Origin of the sequence: Nocardiopsis sp. NPDC101807 (assembly GCF_044766605.1) — a bacterium.
Lineage (GTDB): Bacteria > Actinomycetota > Actinomycetes > Streptosporangiales > Streptosporangiaceae > Nocardiopsis > Nocardiopsis tropica.
The window spans coordinates 486731-505218 of record NZ_JBIWMK010000002.1 but is presented as its reverse complement, the minus strand read 5'-3'; the positions used below and the strand labels follow the sequence as shown (position 1 = coordinate 505218).

At 74.8% G+C, this 18488-nt stretch carries 18 protein-coding genes and 1 pseudogene; 7 read left to right on the top strand and 12 right to left on the bottom strand.

The window, feature by feature from the left end:
* Positions 1-65: 65 nt before the first annotated feature.
* Both ACIRPH_RS07475 and rnhA read left to right on the top strand, forming a co-directional pair.
* Positions 66-977 (top strand): phosphotransferase, encoded by a 912-nt coding sequence (locus ACIRPH_RS07475; protein ID WP_402910580.1) that lies wholly within the window; start codon positions 66-68, stop codon positions 975-977.
* A gap of 445 nt (positions 978-1422) precedes the next feature.
* Positions 1423-1896 (top strand): ribonuclease HI, encoded by a 474-nt coding sequence (gene rnhA / locus ACIRPH_RS07470; RefSeq protein ID WP_402910578.1) that lies wholly within the window; start codon positions 1423-1425, stop codon positions 1894-1896.
* Positions 1897-1963: 67 nt separating this feature from the next.
* Here the strand turns inward: rnhA and soxR are convergent, their stop codons facing one another.
* From soxR to ACIRPH_RS07455, 3 genes are all read right to left on the bottom strand, one after another.
* Positions 1964-2437: a redox-sensitive transcriptional activator SoxR gene (gene soxR / locus ACIRPH_RS07465; protein WP_402910575.1), complete on the bottom strand. Its 474-nt coding sequence runs from the start codon at positions 2435-2437 to the stop codon at positions 1964-1966.
* Between the two features lie 32 nt (positions 2438-2469).
* Entirely contained in the window at positions 2470-3165 is a 696-nt protein-coding gene (locus tag ACIRPH_RS07460; RefSeq protein ID WP_402910572.1) for an ABC transporter ATP-binding protein, read from the bottom strand.
* A 213-nt stretch (positions 3166-3378) separates the two neighbouring features.
* Entirely contained in the window at positions 3379-4209 is an 831-nt protein-coding gene (locus ACIRPH_RS07455; RefSeq protein WP_402910570.1) for an SDR family oxidoreductase, read from the bottom strand.
* 265 nt (positions 4210-4474) lie between these two features.
* On the opposite strand from ACIRPH_RS07455, the pseudogene ACIRPH_RS07450 reads away from it, so the two are divergent.
* Positions 4475-5445, top strand: a pseudogene (locus ACIRPH_RS07450) (DUF2332 domain-containing protein).
* Positions 5446-5497: 52 nt separating this feature from the next.
* Here ACIRPH_RS07450 and ACIRPH_RS07445 read toward each other — a convergent pair.
* Entirely contained in the window at positions 5498-6487 is a 990-nt protein-coding gene (locus ACIRPH_RS07445) for an adenosine deaminase (protein ID WP_402911644.1), read from the bottom strand.
* A gap of 166 nt (positions 6488-6653) precedes the next feature.
* Between ACIRPH_RS07445 and ACIRPH_RS07440 the strand changes: the two genes are divergently transcribed.
* The gene (locus tag ACIRPH_RS07440) at positions 6654-7835 is read left to right on the top strand and encodes an aminotransferase class V-fold PLP-dependent enzyme (protein ID WP_402910567.1); all 1182 of its coding nucleotides are present in this window, start codon (positions 6654-6656) and stop codon (positions 7833-7835) included.
* A gap of 64 nt (positions 7836-7899) precedes the next feature.
* Here ACIRPH_RS07440 and pip read toward each other — a convergent pair whose 3' ends face one another.
* On the bottom strand, positions 7900-8844 hold the full coding sequence (pip, locus tag ACIRPH_RS07435; protein ID WP_402910565.1) for a prolyl aminopeptidase: 945 nt from the start codon (positions 8842-8844) through the stop codon (positions 7900-7902).
* Positions 8845-9237: 393 nt separating this feature from the next.
* Here pip and ACIRPH_RS07430 point away from each other — a divergent pair, with 393 nt between their 5' ends.
* Positions 9238-9804 (top strand): TetR/AcrR family transcriptional regulator, encoded by a 567-nt coding sequence (locus ACIRPH_RS07430; RefSeq protein ID WP_402910562.1) that lies wholly within the window; start codon positions 9238-9240, stop codon positions 9802-9804.
* Positions 9805-9943: 139 nt separating this feature from the next.
* Here ACIRPH_RS07430 and ACIRPH_RS07425 read toward each other — a convergent pair whose 3' ends face one another.
* Positions 9944-10333 (bottom strand): Hsp20/alpha crystallin family protein, encoded by a 390-nt coding sequence (locus ACIRPH_RS07425; RefSeq protein ID WP_402910560.1) that lies wholly within the window; start codon positions 10331-10333, stop codon positions 9944-9946.
* A gap of 168 nt (positions 10334-10501) precedes the next feature.
* On the opposite strand from ACIRPH_RS07425, the gene ACIRPH_RS07420 reads away from it, so the two are divergent.
* Complete coding sequence (locus ACIRPH_RS07420) at positions 10502-10909, top strand: pyridoxamine 5'-phosphate oxidase family protein (protein ID WP_402910558.1); 408 nt, start codon at positions 10502-10504, stop codon at positions 10907-10909.
* Between the two features lie 69 nt (positions 10910-10978).
* On the opposite strand, the gene ACIRPH_RS07415 is transcribed toward ACIRPH_RS07420, so the two are convergent.
* The 3 genes from ACIRPH_RS07415 to ACIRPH_RS07405 are packed head-to-tail and all read right to left on the bottom strand — an operon-like array spanning position 10979 to position 13551.
* Complete coding sequence (locus ACIRPH_RS07415) at positions 10979-12013, bottom strand: aminotransferase class V-fold PLP-dependent enzyme (protein ID WP_402910556.1); 1035 nt, start codon at positions 12011-12013, stop codon at positions 10979-10981.
* Between the two features lie 14 nt (positions 12014-12027).
* A complete protein-coding gene (locus ACIRPH_RS07410) occupies positions 12028-13008 on the bottom strand; it encodes a phosphotransferase family protein (RefSeq protein ID WP_402910554.1) in 981 nt (326 codons plus the stop codon).
* 57 nt (positions 13009-13065) lie between these two features.
* Positions 13066-13551 (bottom strand): MarR family winged helix-turn-helix transcriptional regulator, encoded by a 486-nt coding sequence (locus ACIRPH_RS07405; protein WP_402910552.1) that lies wholly within the window; start codon positions 13549-13551, stop codon positions 13066-13068.
* 75 nt (positions 13552-13626) lie between these two features.
* Between ACIRPH_RS07405 and ACIRPH_RS07400 the strand changes: the two genes are divergently transcribed.
* On the top strand, positions 13627-15276 hold the full coding sequence (locus tag ACIRPH_RS07400) for an FUSC family protein (RefSeq protein WP_402910550.1): 1650 nt from the start codon (positions 13627-13629) through the stop codon (positions 15274-15276).
* Between the two features lie 29 nt (positions 15277-15305).
* Here ACIRPH_RS07400 and ACIRPH_RS07395 read toward each other — a convergent pair whose 3' ends face one another.
* The 3 genes from ACIRPH_RS07395 to ACIRPH_RS07385 form a co-directional block, all read right to left on the bottom strand.
* Entirely contained in the window at positions 15306-16247 is a 942-nt protein-coding gene (locus ACIRPH_RS07395) for a DMT family transporter (RefSeq protein WP_402910548.1), read from the bottom strand.
* A 32-nt stretch (positions 16248-16279) separates the two neighbouring features.
* Positions 16280-16981, bottom strand: coding sequence for an ArsR/SmtB family transcription factor (locus ACIRPH_RS07390; RefSeq protein WP_402910546.1), 702 nt, complete (start codon positions 16979-16981; stop codon positions 16280-16282).
* A 163-nt stretch (positions 16982-17144) separates the two neighbouring features.
* Positions 17145-18425: a metallophosphoesterase gene (locus tag ACIRPH_RS07385; RefSeq protein ID WP_402910544.1), complete on the bottom strand. Its 1281-nt coding sequence runs from the start codon at positions 18423-18425 to the stop codon at positions 17145-17147.
* Between the last annotated feature and the right edge of the window lie 63 nt (positions 18426-18488).

Here is an 18488-nt window from a genome sequence, read left to right as displayed (position 1 = left end):
CCCCGCGGCGTGCTGTGCCTCTCGCTGTGGCCCGGGCGGGAGCGGGCCCGGTAGCGTGGCCTCGCATGAGCGACTCCGTGTTCGAGGTCACCGCAGAGCTGGTCCGCGACCTGCTGCGGGAGCAGCATCCGGACCTGGCAGGGCTGCCCCTTCGCGAGGTGGAGGGCGGCTGGGGCAACCAGATGTGGCGCCTGGGGGAGGAGCTGGCCGTGCGCGTCCAGCGCATGGACGCCGGCCCCGGGCCCCAGCTCAAGGAGCGCCGGTGGCTGCCTCTGCTCGCCCCGCGCCTGCCGCTGCCCGTCCCCGTCCCGGTGCGCGGCGGTGCGCCCTGTGAGCGGTTCCCCAAGATGTGGACGGTGGTGACGTGGGTGCCGGGCCTGCCGCTGGACCAGGGGGCGATCACCCGCGGCGGGCACGCGGCCGACGCCCTGGCGGCGTTCCTGCGGGCGCTGCACGTACCGGCGCCCGCCGAGGCGCCGGTGGACACGGGACGCGGAGCGCACCCCGCGCACTGCGCGGAGGGATTCGACCGGTTCTCGGGCTCCCTGGAGGCCGACGCGATCGGCTCCGACACCGCCGCCGTCCGGGCCGTCTGGGACGACGCCGTCGCGGCCCCCGGGTGGGAGGGGCCGCCGGTGTGGGTGCACGGCGACCTGCATCCCGCGAACGTCGTCGTCGCGCAGGGGACGCTGGCGGGCGTCGTCGACTTCGGCGACCTGTTCGCCGGTGACCCGGCCTCGGACCTGGCGGCCGCCTGGGTGCTGCTGCCGGCGGGTGGGGCCGCGCGCTTCTTCGAGGCCTATGCGCAGGCCGACGGGGCGACGGTGCGGCGTGCCCGGGGGCTGGCCGTGTTGAAGAGCCTGTTCCTGATGCTGATGGGGCAGAACGGGGACCGGGGTCTGCCCGGCGGCAAGCCGGCGTGGGGGCCGGCGGGCCGGGCGGCGCTGGATCGTGTTCTGCGGGGCGCCGGGGTGTAGGGGCGGGGCGGTCGCGCCGTCTGTGCCGGGTCCCTTCGGGCCGTGGGCGGGTGCGGCGGCGGTCTGCCCCTGGGGGGTTCGCTCCTTGGAAGGGGGACCCGGCGGTTCGGGGACCCGCCCCTGGCCGGCTCCGGGGCGGCCGTCGGCGGGGCTCCGGGCCGGGGCCGTCCGCCTTGTGGGCCCCGTGGGGCGCGGGTCGGGGTCCGGGTGGTGGATCCGCGGGGGCGGTGCGCCCGGGTGTCGTCACGCGGAGTGGTGCTTCGTGGCTCCGTGTGGGTCGTGGGCGGTGGTCGGTGCTGGGGTGGTGGGTGGGTGCCTTTGGGGGGCCTGTTGGTCCGAAATGATGGGTTTAGAGGTGCCAGTGGTGGAATGTGGCTCTGTTTATGGCTCTTCCGGTGGGGAGTGTGACTCTTCCGTGACCGTGGAGGGCGGTAGATTGCGCGGCATGCACAACGGGGACGAGGCCGGCCGGGAGCCGGAGCGCAGGGTGGTCGTCTACACCGACGGGGCGTGCAGCGGCAACCCCGGCCCGGGAGGGTGGGGGGTGTGGTTGAGCTACGGCGAGCACGAGAAGGAGTTGTACGGGAGCGAGGAGCAGACCACCAACAACCGGATGGAGCTGATGGCGGCCATCCAGGCGTTGGAGAGCTTGAAGAAGCCCCTGCCGGTGCTGGTGCACACCGATTCCTCCTATGTGCGCAACGGGATCACGACCTGGCTGCACGGGTGGAAGAAGCGCGGGTGGCGCACGGCCGACAAGAAGCCGGTGAAGAACGTGGACCTGTGGCAGCGCCTGGACGAGGTGGCCTCGCGTTACGAGGTGGAGTGGCGCTGGGTGCGCGGGCACAGCGGCGACGAGGGCAACGAGCGCGCGGACGAGTTGGCCCGGCGCGGGCGTGATGAGGCGGCCGGGCGGTAGTCGGTTCGCGGGTGTGCGGTGGCGGCGGTCCCTGTAGGGGGCCGCCGTCGTCGTGTGCGGGGGTGGTTCAGAGGGTGTCGGCGTCCTGGGCGAGGGCCTGGACCATGAGGCGGCGGGGTCCGGGGCCCGCGGCGGCGAGTTCGTCGTCGGGGTTGGACAGGGTGCAGGTGTCCAGGGACAGGCAGCCGCAGCCGATGCAGCCGGTGAGGTCGTCGCGCAGGCGGATGAGCTGGGCGATGCGCGTGTCGAGTTCGTCGCGCCACTGTTCGGAGACGGCGGCCCAGTCGGTGCGGGTGGGGGTGCGGTTGTCGGGGAGTGCTTCGAGGGCCTGGCGGATACGGGCCAGGGGCATGCCGACGCGTTGGGAGATGCGGATGAAGGAGACCCTGCGCAGGGTGTCGCGGCGGTAGCGGCGCTGGTTTCCGCTGGTGCGGCGGCTGTGGATGAGCCCTTGGCGTTCGTAGAAGTGCAGGGCGGAGACGGCGACCCCTGCGCGTTCGGCGACCTGGCCGACGGTGAGTTCCTTGGTGATGGGTGGCACGGTGCCCATCCTAGGTCGTTGGGGTGCGTGGGTCAGGGGGTGCGGGTGCGGTGGGTGCCGTGGAGGGCGTACAGGCGTGCGTAGGCGCCGCCGCGGACGAGGAGTTGGTGGTGGGTGCCGGTTTCGGTGACGCGTCCGTCGCGGAGGAGGAGGATGCGGTCGGCGGTGCGGGCGTGGGTGGGGTGGTCGGTGAGGGAGAGCAGGGCGGTGTCGTGTGCGGGGGTGGGGGGTGGTGCGGGGGCGGTCAGGAGGAAGAGGCGGGCGCCGGTGTGGTGGGTGTAGAGGGTGCGGGCCTGGTGGATGCGGGTGGTCAGGGCGGGGTCGAGGCTGGTGAGGGGGGTGTGCAGGTGGGCGGGGTCGAGTCCGGTGGTGGTGAGGGTGTGGGTGAGGTGGGGGTCGTGGGGGTCGGGGGTGGGGTGGCCGGTGATGGTCTGGGCGAGGGTGGTGTGGGGGGTGGGGGTGAGCAGGTGGGTGGGGGTGTGGGTGGTGATGCGGCCGTTGGTGGGGGTGGTGCGGTCGGTGAGCAGGTGGGTGAGGGCGGTGGTGGCGGTGGGGGTGAGGCCGACGAGGGAGACGTGTTCGCCTGGGTGGACGGTGAGGTCGAGGTGGTCCAGTAGCGGGGGGCGGGCGGGGGCCAGGGACACGTCGTGGAGCTCGAGGAGGGGTCGGGTGGGGTTGGGGGTGTGTGCGGGGCTGCGGCGCAGCTTTTCGCGGTGGGTGAGCCTCACGGGTGTCCGTTCGTGTGGGTGGTCGTCACCTGCCTGGGATTGTTCTGGGTGCATGAGAGTTCTCGTTATCTGCTCGTGTCCTTGGTCTCCGTGGGCGGGTGTTCGGTGTGTGGAACGGGCGGTGGGGCGGGTTGGTTCCCGGGGGCGGTGGTGGGTGTGGGCAGGGGTGTGGGCCCGCGCCCGGTGGTGGGGGCGGGCCGTGCGGGGCGGGGGTCAGCGGAAGTCGGTGGCGTGGTCGGCGACCCATTGGCGGTAGGAGCGTGCGGGGCGGCGGAGGATCTGTTCGACGGTGGTGGTGGCGGGTTCGGGGAGGGCGGGGTCCGGGTGCGGGTCTGTGCGGTCGGCGGTTTGGGGGCGGGTGGGGGTGTGGTGGGTCAGGGGCAGGTCCAGGACCTGGGCGAGGATGCGGACCTGTTCGGTCTCGGTGTGGTGGCGGGGGCCGGTGAGGTGGTGGGTGCGCCGGTGGTGCTGTTCGGGGTGGGTGAGGGCGTGGACGGCGACGTCGGCGATGTCTGCTTCGTGGATGAGGGGGCGGGCCAGGTGGGGGTGGGTGGGGTGGACGGTGCGGTGGGTGCGGATGTCGGGGGCCCAGCGCAGGGTGGTGGTGGCCGGTGTGCTGGGGCGTAGGAGGGTCCAGTGGGCGCCGGAGCGGGTGATGAGGTTCTCGAGGTGGCCGTGGGTGCTGTCGAGGGGGTCGGGGGCGTGGGGGTCGGCGGTGGCCGAGGAGAGGTAGACGATGTGGCGGGCGTGGTGGGCCAGGGCGGTGATGAAGTCGGCGGCGTGGTCGGGGGTGGGGTGGGGCCAGGTGAGGAAGGCGGAGGTGGTGCCGTGCAGGGCGGCGGGCCAGGTGGCGGGTGCGCGCAGGTCGGCGCGGACGGTGGGTGTGCCGTGGGGGATGCGGGGGTGGTGGGGGTGGGGGGTCAGGGCGCGGACGGGGTGGGCGTGGGTGAGCAGGGTGGTCAGGACGTGGTGTGCGACGGGGTGGGTGGGTGTGGTGATCAGGTGCACGGGTGGTTCCTCGGGGTGGGCGGGTGTGCTCCCCACGCTTGCATCTGAAGTTTTGTTGAGGTCAAGGTGTGGTGGCGGGAGGGGCGGGGTGTGCGGCCTCGTGGCCGCCTCGGGGCCGGCGGGGGCGGGGCCTGGTCCGTGAGGTGGTGGTCGTCTTCGGCGGGGGTCTCCTCCAGCGGTCCGGGGCCGGTGTGCTCGCACTCGCGGTTCCTGCTGGGTGAGGGGCGCCACAGGGCGGTGCGGGGTGGGGCGGGTAGGGGTGCGGTGTCGTCTTCCCCCGGTGTGGAAATGGGTGTGGGTCGTGGGTTCTGCTGTGGACCGTGGAGCGGACCTTGAGCGCCTTGCGCGCGAGTACCGCGGTTTCGCCCGGCACTGTGCGGCGGGGGGCTCCCCCGCCTACGCGCGGATCTGTGAGGGGGTCTCGCGTGACGGGGAGGTCCTGGGTCTGGTGGCGTCGCTGCCGCGGGGCAACAAGAGGCAGCCCAACCTGGTGTTGGGGGCGGTGCGCTACCTGGGCGGTCCGGTGCAGGGGTGGGGGCCGTGGCGGGCGTGGCTGGTAGGGCACTGGGAGCAGGTGCGCCGGGTGGTGCTGGAGCGGCACACCCAGACCAACGAGGTGCGCCGGTGTGCGACGCTGCTGCCGGTGCTGGCGGGTCTGCCGGGCCCGTTGGCGCTGTTGGAGGTGGGGGCCTCGGCGGGGCTGTGCCTGTATCCGGACCGGTACCGGTACTCCTTCGACGGCGGGGCCCGGGTGGGTCCTGCGGGCAGCCCGGTGGTGTTGGAGTGTGCGACCTCGGGCGGGGTGCCGGTTCCGGAGCGGGTGCCGCGGGTGGTGTGGCGGGCGGGGGTGGACCTGAACCCGTTGGACGCGGGCGCCGAGGAGGATGTGCGCTGGTTGGAGTCGCTGGTGTGGCCGGGGAGGGAGGAGGCGGGGCGGCGGGGGGCGGCGTCGGTGGTGGCGGCCGATCCCCCGCTGCTGGTGCGGGGGGCCTGGTGGAGCGGGTGGGTGCGGTGGCGGCCCTGGCTCCGGCGGGGGCGACGCTGGTGGTGTTCCACAGTGCGGTGCTGGCCTACCTGTCGCGGGAGCGGCGGGAGGAGTTCGTGCGGGTGGTGGGCGCCCTGGAGGGGCACTGGGTGGCCGACGAGGGGTGGCGGGTGTTCGCGGGGTGGGAGAACGCGGAGCCGGTGGTGGAGACCGATTTCACGTTGGCGGTGGACGGGCGGGTGGTGGCCTACGCCGGTGAGCACGGGCAGTCGCTGGCCTGGGTGTGAGGCGGTGGCGGGGTCGGGCCCCTCCCCTTGGGGGGAGGGGCCCGTGGTGTGTCTATCCGTTGGCGGGGTGGGCGTCGACTTCGGCGATGAGGGCCTTCTTGCGTTCGGGGGGCAGGAAGGAGGCGGTGAAGGAGTTGCGGGCGAGTTGGCGCAGGGCGGCCTCGTCCAGGCCCAGGTGGGTGCGCAGGGCCTCGTAGTTGTCGTGGACGTAGCCGCCGAAGTAGGAGGGGTCGTCGGAGTTGACGGTGACCAGGAGTCCGGCGTCGACGAGGGCGGGCAGGGGGTGCTGGGCCAGGGTGGGCACGGCGCGCAGGCGCACGTTGGACAGGGGGCACACGGTGAGGGGGGTCTGGGTGCGGGCCAGGTGGGCGAGCAGGTCGGGGTCCTCCAGGGCGCGGATGCCGTGGTCGATGCGTTCGGCGTGCAGGAGGTTCAGGGCCTGCCAGATGTAGGAGGGGGGTCCTTCCTCTCCGGCGTGGGCGACGCAGCGCAGGCCCAGGTCGCGGGCGGCGGCGAAGACGGCGGTGAAGTCCTGGGGCGGGTGTCCGACCTCGGCGGAGTCCAGGCCCACGGCGCTGATGCGGTGCAGGTGGGGTCGGGCCTGGTGGAGGGTGTCCAGGGCTTCGGAGGCGGGGCGGTCGCGTAGGAAGCACAGGATGAGGGAGGTGCTGATGTCGTGGTCGCGCAGGCTGGTGTCCAGGGCGGCGGCCAGGCCGTTGACGACGGTGTCCAGGGGGATGCCGCGGCTGGTGTGGGCCTGGGGGTCGAAGAAGATCTCGGCGTGGCGCACGCCTTGGGCGGCGGCGCGGGTGAGGTAGGCGTTGGCCAGGTCGGTGAAGTCGGCTTCGGTGCGCAGGACGTCCATGAGCTGGTAGTAGAGGTTCAGGAAGGACTGCAGGTCGGTGAAGGAGTAGGCGTCGCGCAGGTCCTGGACGGTGGGGTGGGGCAGGGTGATGCCGTTGCGGCGGGCGAGGGTGAAGGCGAGTTCGGGTTCGAGGGTGCCTTCGATGTGGAGGTGGAGTTCGGCTTTGGGCAGGGGCATGGCGGGGTGCTCTCTGGTGGCGGGTGTGGTGGTTGTGGTCATTGTGGCTGATGGGTGGGGGTGGGTGGGTCGTGTGCGGGGGCGTTGTGGCCCACACCGGTGTGGGGGGCGGGCGCTGGGTAGGTTCCGGGGGGTTGGTGGTCCCCTGTGTGGAAGGCGGCGGTGTATGGGAATCGACGTGGGTGCGGTGCGGGCGGACACCCCGGCGGTCGCGGATCTGGTGCATCTGAACAGTGCGGGGTCGTCGTTGTCGCCGGTGCCGGTGGTGGAGGCGGTGGTGGGGCATCTGCGGTTGGAGGCGCGGGTGGGCGGCTATGAGGCGGCCGAGCGTGCGGAGGGGCTGGTGGAGGGGTTCTACACGGCGGTGGCGCGGATGCTGGGGGCGCGGCCGGAGGAGGTGGCGTTCGTGGAGAGTGCGACGCGGGCGTGGGAGGCGGGGTTCGGGGCGGTGCGCCTGGAGGCGGGGGACCGGGTGCTGACGACCACGAGCGAGTACCCCAGTAACGCGTTGGGGCTGGTGAAGGCGGCCCGTGAGCGGGGGGTGCGGGTGGAGGTGGTGCCGGACGGTCCGGAGGGGGTGGTGGACCTGGGGGCGTTGGAGCGGGAGCTGGGGCGGGGCGGGGTGCGGTTGGTGGCGTTGAACCACATGCCCACGCACAACGGGTTGGTCAACCCCGTGCAGGAGGTGGGGGCGCTGTGCCGGGCGGCGGGGGCGGTGTTCCTGCTGGATGCGTGCCAGTCGGTGGGGCAGTGGGATCTGGACGTGGAGCGGTTGGGGTGCGATCTGTTGACGGGGACGGGGCGCAAGTTCTTGCGGGGGCCGCGGGGGACGGGGTTTTTGTACGCGCGTGCGGGTGCGGATCTGGTGGAGCCGGCGGTGGTGGATGTGTCCTCGGCGCACTGGGTGGGGGAGGGCGAGTATCGGGTGCGCGCCGATGCGCGCCGTTTTGAGAGTTTTGAGCGCAGTGTGGCGGGTCAGATCGGGTTGGGTGTGGCGGTGGACTACGCGGTGGCGCTGGGGTTGGAGCGGATCCGGGAGCGGGTGGGGGCTCTGGCGGAGTACGCGCGGGAGCGGTTGGGGCAGGTGGCGGGGGTGCGGGTGCTGGACCGGGGGCCGGTGCGGTCGGGGATCGTGACGTTCGCGGTGCGGGGGGTGCCGGCCGAGCACGTGCGGGCGCATCTGGTGGGGGCCGGGGTGAACGTGAGTGTGGCGCGGGTGTGGAACCAGGTGTGGGAGCCGCGGGAGGGGGTGGACGAGGCGGTGCGGGCCTCGGTGCACTACTTCAACACCGAGGAGGAGGTGGAGGTGCTGGTGCGGGAGGTGAAGGAGCGCCAGGGGCGGGGGTGAGCCGCCGGGCGGGGCGGTGCCTGTGGCGCCCCGCCCGGTGCTCGGCCGGCCGGTGCGGGGGCGGTCAGGGGGCGAGGCGGTCGGTGGCGGCGCGGGTCGCCGCTTGGATGGTGACGGTGCCCGCGCCGTGTCCGGCCTCCTCGACCACCACCAGGTCGGCGTCGGTCCAGGTGTGCGAGAGCCGGTAGGCGATGTCGACGGGGCCGCTGATGTCCATGCGCCCGTGCACCATGGCCCCGGGTGTGCCCGCCAGGCGGTGGGCGTCGCGTTGGAGCTGCCCGTCGGGGAGGAAGGCGGCGTGGGACCAGTAGTGGGTGACCAGGCGGGCGAAGGTCATGCGGAAGTCGGGGTCGGTGAAGGCGGCGTGGGGGGTGTGGCCGGGGGCGGTGGAGACGTGGACGTCCTCCCACCGGCACCAGGCGCGGGCGGCGTCGAAGCGCACCTGCGGGTCGGGGTGGGCCAGGCGGTGCGCGTAGGCGGTGGACAGGTCGTGGGGGTCGGCGCCGGGTCCGGCGCCTTGGCGGAAGAGCTCCCATTCCTCGGGGAAGACGCGGCCCATGTCGTGGGTGAGCCAGTGGACCTCGGCGGCGGTGGTGTTGGTGACCGCGGCCAGGATCAGGGCGCTGACGTGTTCGGGGTGGGCCTGGGCGTAGGCCAGGCCCAGGGTGCAGCCCCAGGACAGGCCCAGGACGTGCCAGGCGGTGAGGCCGTGGTGGGTGCGCAGGGTTTCGATGTCGTGGATGAGGTGGTGGGTGGTGTTGGTGCTCAGGTCGGTGGTGGTGTGGCGGGCGTTGGGGGTGGAGCGTCCGCTGCCGCGCTGGTCGAGCATGATGACGCGGTAGCGGTCGGTGTCGAAGAAGCCGGTGTAGGAGGGGCGGCAGCCGCTGCCGGGGCCGCCGTGCAGGACCAGGGCGGGGTGGCCGTGGGGGTTGCCGTACTCGTGCCAGTACAGGTGGTGTCCGTCGGCGGTGTGGAGTGTGCCCTGGGCGTGGGGGGTGGGCGCGGTCATGGGGTCTCCGTGGTCGTGGGGGTGGGTCGGGGACTCTACTACGGGGTGGTGTGGGGTTGGGCGTGCCCTGGGGGCACGCTGGCGCGCATGGTTGTCGCGGGGGAGGTTGTGCGAGCGTTCGGGCTGTCGGTGCCGGGCCGGGTGGGGGGCGGGTGCCGGTTCTGTGCGCCGGGGCAGGTGGGGGTTTTGTGGCGCGGGGCGGGCCGCGGGCGGGGGCGGTGCGTTCGTGGCGCGGGGCCCTGGAGGGGTCGCGGTTGTCGTGGGCGGCGGTGGCCGGTGCGCTGTGCGGGGGCGGGGTGGGGCCCGGCTTGCGTCTCTACCGACTGGTCGGTAGTTTCAGGGGGCGGGTCGAAGCGCCGGCCCGCACCGCCGTCCGCCAGCGAGGAGCCCACCATGACCAGCCACACCCGGGGCCGGGCCATGTCCGTCTACGCCGCCCACTTCGCCGCCCGCGGCTACCGCGGCACCTCCCTGGAGGCGGTGGCCGCCGAGGTCGGCGTGCGCAAGCCCACGCTCTACCACCACTTCCCCGGCGGCAAGGAGACCCTGCACAAGCTCGTGGCCCTGGAGTTCATCGACAGGCGCGGCCGCAGCCTGCGGGAGTCGCTGGCGGCCCCGGGCGGGCTCGCCGCCCAGCTGCGGGCCGTCATCGTCGGCGCCGTGGCCGACCCCACGGGGGCCACCTCCTCCTTCGAGCAGCACCTGTTCGACTCCCTGGGCCAGGTGGAGGGGGAGGTGGAGAAGGAGCTGCGCGAGGCGTACGTGGGCGCGCTGCTGGAGCCGGTGAGGGCGCGCATGGCGCGGGCGGTGGCCGAGGGCGAGCTCGCCGGCCCGGACCCGGCCCTGCTGTGCAACGCCTTCCTGCACCTGGCCAGGGCGGTGGACATGACGCCGGGCTCCCCCGAGGAGGCGGCCGCCGCCCTGGTGTCGCTGTTCCTGGACGGGGCCCGCGCGACCTGAGCGCGGCGCCGGCGGGCCCTGGCGTATCCGTCCCGGTCCGCACGCGCGGGGGCGCCCCTGGGCGGGGCGCCCCCGCGTGTTCTCGCGCCGAGGGGGCGCGGGTCCCCCGTGGCCTCGCGCCCCCTCGGCCGTGTGGGTGTCAGAGGGCTGCGCCGCCCTGGCCCAGGAGGATCTTGCGCGGCTTGGCCCTCTCGGCCACGGGAAGGCGCAGGGTCAGGACGCCGTCGGTGTAGTCGGCGCTGATGTTGTCGGTGTCCAGGTCCCGGCCCAGGCGCAGGCGCCGGGTGAAGGGGCCGGCGGGGCGCTCGGTCAGGACGGGGGCGGCCCCCTCGCGGCGGGCGGGGCGCCGGGCGCTGACGGTGAGCACGTCGCGTTCGACCTCCAGGTCGATGCTGTCGGCGCCGGCGCCGGGCAGGTCGAGCCGGACGAGGAGTTCGTCCTCGCTGCGCAGGACGTCCATGGGGACGGTGTGCTGGCGGGTGGTGGCGGCGCGGGCGGGGTCGAAGGGGATGGTGCGGGTGAGGAGCATGGTGTGAACCCCCGAGAAGGTCTCAGAAACATAACTTGATGCTGTTGGACTCAAGTTTATTGACGGAGTTTGACGCGTCAATGTGGTGTGCGCCACCGCACACCCGGTGTTCTGGGATCCTGGGGTCCCCAGCGACGACCCGATCCGACGACCCGAGAAGAGCCGCCCGTGTCCCCGATCCCCGACGACCCCTTCCTCGCCTTCTGGAGCGAGCGCCGCATCTGCACGCTGGCCAGCCCGCGCCCGGACGGCAGCATCCACCAGGTCCCGGTGGGGGCGACCTACGACCCCGGGCGCCGCCTGGTGCGCGTGATCGCCGACGGGGCCAGCTTCAAGGCGCGCAACCTGGCCGCCCGTCCCGGGACGCGGGTGTCGGTGTCGCAGGTGGAGGGTGCGCGCTGGTCCACCCTGGAGGGCACGGCCACGGTGACGCGCGACCCGGAGGCGGTGGCCGAGGCGGTGCGCCTGTACACCGGGCGCTACCGGGCCCCGCGCCCCAACCCCGGGCGGGTGGCCATCGAGATCGCCGTCACCCGGGAGCTGGGCAACGTCCGCCCGGGCCCCGCGCGGGACTGACCCGGGGCGCACGGCGAGGGGCGGGCCCGGCGGGGCCGCGCACCCTCGCGGCCCCGCCGGGTGCGCGCCTCAGAGCAGGGCGCGCGCGGCCAGGTCGGCGTCCTGCGGGGTGTTGTACAGGTGGAAGGCCAGGCGTGTTCCGCCGCCCCGGCTCGTGGTGACGATCCCCGCGCGCGCCAGGCGCTCGGCGGCCCCGGGCAGTTCCACCGAGGTGATCGCCGACCCGCCGGGCTCCTGGCCCAGGGCGGCGCGCAGGCGGTCGGCCAGGGCGACGTTGTGGTCGCGGACCCGTTCCACCCCGGCCTGCAGGAGCACGCGGGTGGAGGCGGCCGCGGCCACGCACGCGAACCAGTTGGGGGAGGTGTCGAAGGCCCGGGCGGTCCCGGTCAGCTCCGGGGCCGGGTCTCCGGCGTAGAGCGAGGCGGCCGGGTCCCGGGTGGCGGAGGGGCCGGCGTTGTGGGGGCGCAGCTCGGCGCGCAGTGCCGGTGACAGGTAGGCGAAGGCCAGCCCGCGCGGGGCCATGAGCCACTTGTAGGCGGCGCCGAGCAGGGCGTCGAAGTCGGTGGCCCGCACCGGCAGCCATCCGGCGGCCTGGGTGGCGTCGCCCACCAGGCGCGCCCCGTGGGCGCGTGCGGCGGCGGCGATGTCGGCGGTGGGGGCGATGCGCCCGGTGGCGGAGTGGACCAGGCTGTAGGCGACCAGGTCGGTGTCGGGGCGCACGTTCTCGGCCAGGTGCTGCAGGGGGGCCGTGCGCACGGTGACGCCGCGGTCGGCCTGGGAGAGCCACGGCAGGACCAGGGAGGAGAACTCGTCCTGGGGGACCAGGACGCGGGCCCGGTCGGGCAGGGAGGCGGCGAGGATGCCGGTGATCTGGGAGACCGCGGAGCCCAGGGTGAGGTCCTGGGCGGGGGCGTGCACGAGCGCGGCCAGGTTGGTGCGTGTGTCGTGGACGGCCCGCCCCCATTCCAGGGGGTCTCCGGTGCCCGTCCTCCAGGCGTGCAGGGCCTGTTCGAGGGCCTGGTGGGCGGGGGCGGGCGGGATGCCGTACTGGGCGGTGTTGAGCCAGACGGTGTCGGTCTTCCACAGGTGGTCGAAGGTGTCCATGGTGCCCGAGTGTCTCAGGCGGTGGTCTGCAGGGCCCGGGCCAGGTGGTGTTCGGCGATGGAGAGCATGAAGGCGCGGTCGGGGTAGTCGCCGTCGAGCAGGCGCAGGGGGCCGGCGACCAGGGACAGGTGCATGGCCAGGTCGTACAGGGCGGTGCGGTGGGGGTCGGGGGTGCGGGTGCGCAGGCGGGGGTGGTGTTCGCCGAAGCGCAGGCGCAGGAAGGAGTGCTCCCATTCGGCGTCGAAGAACATCATGCCCTCGATGTCGATGAGGACGGGGGCGCCGTCGGTGTCGACCAGGACGTGGTCGGGGCCGAGTTCGCCGTGGATGAGCACGTGTTCGCTGCGCGGGGCGATGCGCTGGGCCAGGGTGTGCAGGGCGGTGGTGAGCCGTGCGTGGTGGGGGCGCAGGCGCGCGTCGCGTGCGGCGGCCTCGTCCAGGTCGGTCAGGGCGCGGTCCAGGACGGCCTGTTCGCAGGAGGGGGCGTGGGGGCGGCCTCCCGTGGCCAGGTGGTGGACCTTGCCGAAGCCGGGGTGGGTGGTGGCGTGCATGGTGCGCAGGAAGGCGCCCAGGCGGTCCAGGACGGGGGCGGCCGCGGCGGGGTCGCGTTCGAGGAGGTCTTCGAGGGTGGGGCCGGGCACGTCCTGGACGAAGGCGATGGCGCCGGGGTGGTGGGTGCCGGTGGTGTCGTGGGCGAGCAGGCGGGGCACGCGTACGCCCAGGTCGGCCAGGGCGTGGTGGGCGGCGGTGAACAGGTGGGGGCCCGAGGCGTGGGAGAAGGGGTCGGCGGGGTCGGCGTCGCCGGTGTGCCAGTAGTCCTCGGTGCTGTGCCACAGGTAGGCGATGACGGTGGCGGTGTGGTCGAGGGTGAGGCGGTAGACGCCCTTCTTGCTGCCGCCGCGCAGGCGTTGGACGGCGGTGACGGGGCGGGGGTCCTGGAGCAGGGCCGCCAGGGCGTGGGTGAGGCGGGTGCGGGTGTCGGGTTCGCGGCTCATGAGGGGGTCCTGGTGGGGTGGTCGGCGGGCGGTGCTCGCCCGGGGCGCGGGGCGGGGTCAGGCCCGGTCGATGGGGGCCAGGACGCGGGCGAGCAGGTCGGCGAGCTGGGCGCGTTCGTCGGTGTCCAGGGGGGCCAGGACGGCGGCCTCGCGGTCGAGCTGGGCGGCGAAGAGGGTGTCGGTCAGGGTGCGGCCGCGGTCGGTGAGGCGGACCTGGACCTCGCGGCGGTCGCGTTGCAGGGGGGTGCGGGTGATGAGTCCGGCGGATTCCAGGCGTGTGAGGCGCTTGGTGGTGGAGGCGCCCGAGGCGATGGTCTCGCGGGTGAGCTGGCGGGGGCGCAGTCCGTCGGGGGAGCGGCGCAGGGCGGCCAGGACCTCGAACTCGGGGCGGGTGACCTCGGCGTCGGCCAGGCCGTCCTCGGTGATGTTGTTCATCAGGGCGCCCAGGCGCAGGACGCGGCCCATGGCGGCCATGGTGGACAGGTCCAGGTCGGGGCGCAGGCGGGTCCAGCTGCGGAGGAAGCGGGAGACGGCGTCGCTCATGGTGGCCTTCCTGGTGGGGGAGGTCTCCCTCTTTGCGTGTGGTGCGTCGGTGAACCACCCTAATATAATTTACTTGTGAATTACTTTTTTTCCAAGGCGGCGTCCCTGCGCGGCGTCCTCGGCGTCCGCGGGGCCTTCTCCCCCCGCCGCGTCCACGGCAACGTCACCGTCACCGCCCTGCGCGCGGGGGCGTGCATGGCCCTGCCCCTGCTGCTGCTCCACGCCCTGGGGCGCGTGGACCTGGCGCCCTACGCCGCCATGGGCTGCTTCACCGCCCTGTACGCGCGCGACGACACCTACGCCCGCCGCGCCCGGGTCCTGGCCCTCGTCGGCGCCGCCCTCACCCTGGCCGTGGCGGTGGGCGGGCTCGCCTCGGCCCTGTTCTCCCACACCCTGGCCGCGGTCCTGGCGGGCTCCCTGGTGGCCGCCGGCGCCAAGTACCTCTCCGACGCGCTGGCCTTCGGCGCCCCCGCCGGGCTGATGTTCGTCTTCGCCACCGGTGTGGCCGCCTACAACCCGCAGACCCTGGCCGCACTCCCCCTGGAGGTGGCCGTCACCGCGGCGGCCGCCGCCCTGTGCTGGGCCGCGGCCGTGGCCGGCGCCCTGGTCCACCCCACCGCCCCCGAGCGCCTGGCGGTCTCCCGCGCCCTGCACGCCCTGGCCCGGCACCTGGACGGGCCCACCGACGCCACCCGCGCCGGCGCCGAGGCCGCCGTGCAGCACGCCTGGACCACGCTGCTGCGCCGCCCCCGCCCCGCCCGGCCCCGGAGTGCCTCCGCGCTGGAGTCGCTGGAGCTCCTCACCGCCCGGGCCGAGTCCCTGCTCGGCGGCACGGGAGAGGCCCTGGGCGACGCCCGCACCGCCGCCGAGATGAGCGAGCTCGCCCGCCGCACACGGCGCGAGCGCGGGGTGCGGCCCCTGGTCGGGGGCCGCGAGCGCGCCGCCCTGGCCGCCCACGCCGAGCACCTGCGCCGGCAAGGCGACCCCGAACCCGGAACGGCCGAGCGCCTGCGCGGTGCGCTGCGCTCCCCCTCCCCCACCCCGGTCTCGGTGGCCCGGGTGGGGGCGGCCTCCCTGCTCGCCGGGGCCCTGGCCTGGGCCGCGGGCATGGACCACGGGTACTGGGCGGCCGTCTCGGCCGGGTCGGTCCTGCAGGCCGCCGACGTCACCACCACCTGGCACCGCACCCTGCAGCGCGCCCTGGGCACGCTCGCGGGCGTGGCCCTGGCGGCCGTGCTCTTCTCCTTCGACTACTCGCCGCTGGGCGTCATCGCGCTGGTGGTGCTCTGCCAGATGGCCGCGGAGATGGTGGTGGCCGCCAACTACTCCTACGCGATCGTGTTCGTCACCCCGCTCACCCTGGCCCTGTCCGGGCTGGCCCACCCGGCGGGCGCCACGCCGGACCTGGCGGCCGAGCGGCTGTGGGCGACCGTGCTGGGGGCGGTGGTGGGCATCGCGGTGTGCGCCGTGCTGGCCAACCGCAGGGCCGACGAGCACCTGCAGGCCGCCCTGGCCGAGGGGGAGCGGGCCCGCCTGGCCCTGGAGCGCCGGGGCGCGGACCACCCGGCCGCCCGGCGGGGCCTGGCCCGCGCCCTGGTGGCGCTGCGCGAGGCCCACGCCCTGGCCTCGGGCGAGCCCGGAACCCGCGCGGTGGCGCGCACGGGCGAGGTCGAGGACCTGCACCGGCGCGCCCGCGCCCTGCTGGACGCCCCCCGCGGCGGCTGAGGAGGCGGACCCGCCCCCCGCCGGCCCGCTCACGCACCGGGTTCGCGGCCGGGAGCGGGGGCGGGCGCCGCCGGCGCGGGGGAGTGCGGTGCGGTGGGGCGGCGGCGGGAGATCGCCACACCGGCCAGGCACAGGGCCCCTCCCGCGAACGCCGCCGGCGCGGGCGTCTCCCCCAGCACCGCCCAGGAGAGCACCACCACCAGGACCGGCACCAGGTAGGTGGTGGCGCCCAGCCGGCCCGCGGGCATGCGCGCCAGGGCGTAACCCCACGTGGTGAAGGCGATCGCGGTCGGGAACACCCCCAGGTAGAGCATGTTGAGCGTGGCCGCGGCGGGGGCGCGGGCCGCCTCGGCGGCCAGCTGCCCGGCGAAGGGCAGGCACGCGGCCGTGCCCACCAGGCAGCCGAACGCGGAGACCTGCAGGGGGGAGGCGTGGCGCAGCGCGGGCTTTTGGCAGACCACGCCCAGGGCGTAGGTCACCGCGGCCGCCAGGCACAGCAGGACGCCCAGGACGGAGGCGTCCTCGGCGCCGGCGGTGGCGGTCCCCACGACCACGGCGCCGGTGAAGGCGACCGCGCTCCCCCACAGCAGCGGGCGGGGCAGCCCCTCGCCCAGCCACGCGGCGCCCAGCAGGGCGATGAGGATCGGTCCGAGGTTGACGACCATGGCGGCGGTGCCCGCGTCGACCTCGCGCTCGCCCCAGTTCAGGGCGACCGTGTACACCCCGAACCAGAGCACGCCCGAGGCGGCGATGCCCGGCCAGGCGGCGCGGGCAGGCGGGCCGGTGCGGGTCGCCGCCAGGAGGGCGACCAGGACCAGGGAGCCGGCCGCCAGGCGGCCCAGGGCCAGGGCGCCGGGGGAGTAGAACTCCCCGGCGCTGCGGATGGAGACGAAGGCCGAGGCCCACAGCAGCGCGGTGAGTCCTGCGGCTGCCAGGGCGGCCCGGTGGCGGGGGGTGTGCGAGGAGGTCATGGAAGGACGGTAGGGGGCGGACGCTGCGGCGGTCAGCGAAGTGTGTCCGCGTCCAGGCCCAGGGCCTGCTCCAGGGCCTGGGCCCCCCGGTCGGTGATCCTCAGGGCGCGGCCCGAGCCGATCCGGGTGAGCCAGCGCGCGTGCAGGGCGTGGGCGCACAGTGCGGCTCCGGCGGTCCCGGCCAGGTGGGGGCGGCGTTCGGTCCAGTCCAGGCAGGGGCGGGCCAGGGGGCGTGAGCGGGTGCGCTCCAGGGGGATGGCGTGGTCGCGGAACCAGGCCAGGCCGGCGTCGGTGAGGGCGAACCCGGTGTCCTGGCGGAGCAGTCCGCGGCGGGTCATGGCGTCGGTGAGGGCGCAGCCCAGGCGTCCGGCCAGGTGGTCGTAGCAGGTGCGTGCGCGGGCCAGGGCCTCGTTGGCGCGTGAGGTGCGCAGGGTGCGCGGGGGGTCGGCGGCGGGGGCGGCCTGGGAGGCCAGGGTCTCGACCAGGCGGGCCGCGCCCGCGTCGGCCAGGCGGACGTAGCGGTGGCGGCCCTGGCGTTCCTGGGCGAGGAGTCCGCCCTCGGTGAGCCTGGTCAGGTGTGCGCTGATGGTGGAGGCTCCCACACCGGTGTGGCGGGCGAGTTCCCCGGCGGTCCAGGCGCGCCCGTCCAGCAGGGCCAGGCACACGCCGGCCCGGGTGGGGTCGGCCAGGAGTGCGGCCAGGGCGGCCAGGCGGGATCCGTCGGGAGCGTGCATGTCCTCCAGGATGCGTCATGGACGGTGCGTTCGCGGACGAAGCGTGTGGGCGGGTGCGGGCGGGTCGTCCGTGGCGCGCCGTGTGCGGGCGGCGCCTGCCGCCCCGGGGGGCGGGGTGTCCCCGCCCGAACACGGGGACACCCCTGGAGGGAGGGCTCGGGGGTCAGAGGGTGTCGGTGACGCGCTTGCCGTCCTGGTCCTTGACGATGGTGAAGGAGTCCACGACCGTGCCCTGGGCGGTGCGCGCCCGGTACCGCAGGGTGTCGCCGTCCACCGACACCGCCTGGAAGGTCTGGGTGTGGCCGAGCTGCACGCGGGCCTCGGCCCCGTTGGCGGTCCAGTTGCCGTCGCCGACGTCGTACATCTTGGGTCCGGTCACCGTGACCGCGTAGACGGGGCCGGTCTGCACGTCGGGGTCGCCGGTGCGGTTGCGCACCAGGTTGCCGCGGCTGTAGGAGTGGTCGTGGCCCTGCAGGACCAGGTCCACGTCGTACTCCTCCAGGGTCTGCAGCCAGGCCTGGCGCAGGGGGGCGTTGTCGCGGCCGGGGCTGTTGGAGAAGACGGGGTGGTGGAAGGTGACCACGGTCCACCGGTGGGGGTTCTGGCTCAGGGCCTGCTCCAGCCACTGCTGCTGGGTGCGCAGCCACGCCGACGCGTTGAGCGGGGCGGCGTTGCGGTAGTTGGAGTTCAGGACGACGAAGCGCACCCCCTGGTAGTCGGTGTGGTAGACGGTCCGGGGCAGGTCGCGGCCGGAGGCGGGCCCGTTGGCGGCGCCGGGGAACTGCGGGGCCCAGTGGCCGCTCAGGTTCGGGCCGGAGTACTCGTGGTTGCCGGGGGCGGCGATGTGGTTGATGCCGCCGGTGGCCCGGGCGCCGAAGGCGTCGAACCACTCCCCCCACTGGGAGTCGCTGTTGGCGCTGTCGACGAGGTCGCCCGCGTGCACGGCCAGTTCGGCGTCGGGTTCGGCGGCCAGGGCGGCGCGGACCACGGGGGCGGCGCCCCGGGTGATGTCGTTCTGGATGTCGCCGAAGTAGAGGAAGTCGAAGGGCTGCGCGTCCTGGGCGGGGGTGGTGAGGGTGCGCCAGGGGGTGTCGGCGCCGGACCCGTCGCCGACCCGGTACCGGTAGGCGGTGTCGGGTTCCAGGCCGGTGGCGGTGGCGGCGTGGTAGGTGGCGCCGATGCGGGCGGTGGTGTGCGCCGGGACGCGGGTGACCTGGTCGGGGTCGGCGGTGGGGGCGATCTCCAGGATCTGCTCGCCGCCCTGGGCGGTGCGCCAGGTGAGGGTCTGGGAGGTGGAGGGGTCGGCGGTGGGGGAGAGGATGACGCGTTCGGGGACGGTCTGGGCCAGGGCGTGGGGGGAGGCGAGGAGGGCGGCCATCGCCAGGGCGGCGCCGCTCAGGAGGGCCAGGGTGCGGCGGGCGGCGGATCGGGGGGAGGCGGGCATGGGGTGCCGGGCCTTTCTGCCGGGTGCGCTGACGGTGCGAACGTAGCGACCCCGTCGCAACGG

What these genes read in the sequence shown, in the direction of transcription:
- ACIRPH_RS07475 (WP_402910580.1), top strand. Translation starts at nt 66, where the DNA reads ATGAGCGACTCCGTGTTCGAGGTCACCGCAGAGCTGGTCCGCGACCTG.
- rnhA (WP_402910578.1), top strand. Translation starts at nt 1,423, where the DNA reads ATGCACAACGGGGACGAGGCCGGCCGGGAGCCGGAGCGCAGGGTGGTC.
- ACIRPH_RS07445 (WP_402911644.1), bottom strand. Translation starts at nt 6,487, where the DNA reads ATGCCCCTGCCCAAAGCCGAACTCCACCTCCACATCGAAGGCACCCTC.
- ACIRPH_RS07440 (WP_402910567.1), top strand. Translation starts at nt 6,654, where the DNA reads ATGGGAATCGACGTGGGTGCGGTGCGGGCGGACACCCCGGCGGTCGCG.
- pip (WP_402910565.1), bottom strand. Translation starts at nt 8,844, where the DNA reads ATGACCGCGCCCACCCCCCACGCCCAGGGCACACTCCACACCGCCGAC.
- ACIRPH_RS07430 (WP_402910562.1), top strand. Translation starts at nt 9,238, where the DNA reads ATGACCAGCCACACCCGGGGCCGGGCCATGTCCGTCTACGCCGCCCAC.
- ACIRPH_RS07425 (WP_402910560.1), bottom strand. Translation starts at nt 10,333, where the DNA reads ATGCTCCTCACCCGCACCATCCCCTTCGACCCCGCCCGCGCCGCCACC.
- ACIRPH_RS07415 (WP_402910556.1), bottom strand. Translation starts at nt 12,013, where the DNA reads ATGGACACCTTCGACCACCTGTGGAAGACCGACACCGTCTGGCTCAAC.
- ACIRPH_RS07410 (WP_402910554.1), bottom strand. Translation starts at nt 13,008, where the DNA reads ATGAGCCGCGAACCCGACACCCGCACCCGCCTCACCCACGCCCTGGCG.
- ACIRPH_RS07405 (WP_402910552.1), bottom strand. Translation starts at nt 13,551, where the DNA reads ATGAGCGACGCCGTCTCCCGCTTCCTCCGCAGCTGGACCCGCCTGCGC.
- ACIRPH_RS07395 (WP_402910548.1), bottom strand. Translation starts at nt 16,247, where the DNA reads ATGACCTCCTCGCACACCCCCCGCCACCGGGCCGCCCTGGCAGCCGCA.
- ACIRPH_RS07390 (WP_402910546.1), bottom strand. Translation starts at nt 16,981, where the DNA reads ATGCACGCTCCCGACGGATCCCGCCTGGCCGCCCTGGCCGCACTCCTG.
- ACIRPH_RS07385 (WP_402910544.1), bottom strand. Translation starts at nt 18,425, where the DNA reads ATGCCCGCCTCCCCCCGATCCGCCGCCCGCCGCACCCTGGCCCTCCTG.